The sequence below is a fragment of the Rathayibacter sp. Leaf296 genome (genome assembly GCF_001423045.1).
Lineage (GTDB): Bacteria > Actinomycetota > Actinomycetes > Actinomycetales > Microbacteriaceae > Rathayibacter > Rathayibacter caricis.
Genome location: NZ_LMNR01000001.1, coordinates 840733 through 842245 on the forward strand (window position 1 = coordinate 840733; position 1513 = coordinate 842245).

The following is a 1513-nucleotide window of genomic DNA, read 5'->3' on the forward strand; positions in this document are numbered from 1 at the left end:
CTCTTCGCCAGGTGCTGCGGGCGTGCTGGCCCGCAGCACGTTCGGTGCGGCCTTGAGGTGAAATCCCGACCGTTCCCCTGTCTCTCGCCCGTCCCTGCCGACCGCGAAGGCGGAGTCTCACCCTCGGGTTCGGCAGGGCGGGTGCTCGTCGACAGCGAACTCGAGACCTGTGAGGATCGGTGAACGGAAGTCCAGGTCCGCTGTCCTCAGTGACGAGTGATGGAGCCGCTACGGCCTGGTGACCGTCCGCGCCAGCTCGCTGTAGCTCCACTTGAGGACGGGCGAGTCGGCTTGCGATCGTCGGGTCGATTCCGCCGGCGCCGGCAGGGGAGTCGGCCCGGACTTCTCGGTGCTCTCGCCGCTGAGACGATAGGGATTCGTTTTACCGGGATTGGTGAGTGCGTAGGTCACCCATCGCGGACACTTCTCGATGCCATTGTTGTCACAATAGGCGGTCACCATGCCCAATTTGCCATTGACCGGCCAGCCATGATAGCTGGTATAGGTCGTCGGATCGAAAATCGCGTGAACGAGCATCTGTTCTCTCAGGGTGCAGTTCCACTGGTCCTTGCAATCGTCTTTGCCGACGTACGTCCGAAGATCGAAGTTGCCATTCGATTGTTTTTTGTTATTCGTGGAGCCGAGGAGCACCTTCTGGGCTGCACGGGAGGTCAATGCGTGCTTGTGCCACGCCTTATCCATCCCGAATCCTCGCTGAATGTCCGCGTCCCAGAAGCCGCGACGCAGGAGAATCTTACCCAACCGAGGATTTTCAACTGTCGCCATCACCTGGTCGGTCTGGTACCCCTTCGGGGGCTGGGCTGCTTCTGCCGGTGCCGCTGCACCGACGAGCAGGCCGAGGGTGGTGAGTACGACGCTGATGCCCCGTAAGATCGTCTGTTTCATTGTGCTCCTCATGCTAGTATTGAGCAAAGCTCATTGCCAGGAGGTATGTTGCACGAAACAGACTTGGCTCAGAGGATTTTGACGTTGTTCTTCGACTTCGTGGCGCGGGACATCGGGCCGGATGACCGAACCCCCGAAATTCTTGCTGCGTGGGTGGATGGGGCAGCGCACCTCGCCGTCATCTATCGGAGTAGCTTCGACCCTGATCTCGTCCTCGGCCTACGCCGATTCTTCGACGCCGACTTGGGAATCGATGCCCGTTCAGGAGCGGCCGAGATTCAGGAGAGCATCTCAGAGCCTCTCGGCGACGGAATTAACTTCGTCCGAGCTGACGCAGAGGGAGTGCTGTGGTCGGGGGATCTCGACGATGACCTTCCCCATGCTCCTTCTCGGCAGTGAAAAAAGCGCGACAAGCACCTGCTTCTCTGTCGGTTCTGTCGGGGTCGGTCACTTCTGGCAGTGTGGGCACCAGTAGGTGACCCGCAGCTGCAGCTCGCTGTCGCCCAGTTCACCCTGCCTGATCGGCGTGCCGCAGCGCCGGCACGGCCTGCGGTCGCGCCCGTACACCCAGAGCTGCTGACCCGGGCGGAGGTTGCCGGTCGTGGTG

2 protein-coding genes and 1 pseudogene are annotated in these 1513 nt (G+C 61.3%); 1 reads left to right on the top strand and 2 read right to left on the bottom strand.

Features of this window, described 5'->3' with window-relative positions; genetic code table 11:
- Positions 1-228 precede the first annotated feature (228 nt).
- Entirely contained in the window at positions 229-906 is a 678-nt protein-coding gene (locus ASF46_RS19080) for a hypothetical protein (RefSeq protein WP_157602194.1), read from the bottom strand.
- A gap of 84 nt (positions 907-990) precedes the next feature.
- Between ASF46_RS19080 and ASF46_RS03795 the strand changes: the two genes are divergently transcribed.
- Positions 991-1305 carry a hypothetical protein gene (locus tag ASF46_RS03795; protein WP_146168423.1) on the top strand — a complete coding sequence of 105 codons (315 nt, stop codon included), beginning with the start codon at positions 991-993 and terminating at the stop codon, positions 1303-1305.
- A 48-nt stretch (positions 1306-1353) separates the two neighbouring features.
- Here ASF46_RS03795 and ASF46_RS19670 read toward each other — a convergent pair.
- Positions 1354-1513: pseudogene (locus tag ASF46_RS19670) on the bottom strand (Fpg/Nei family DNA glycosylase); the annotation flags it as partial.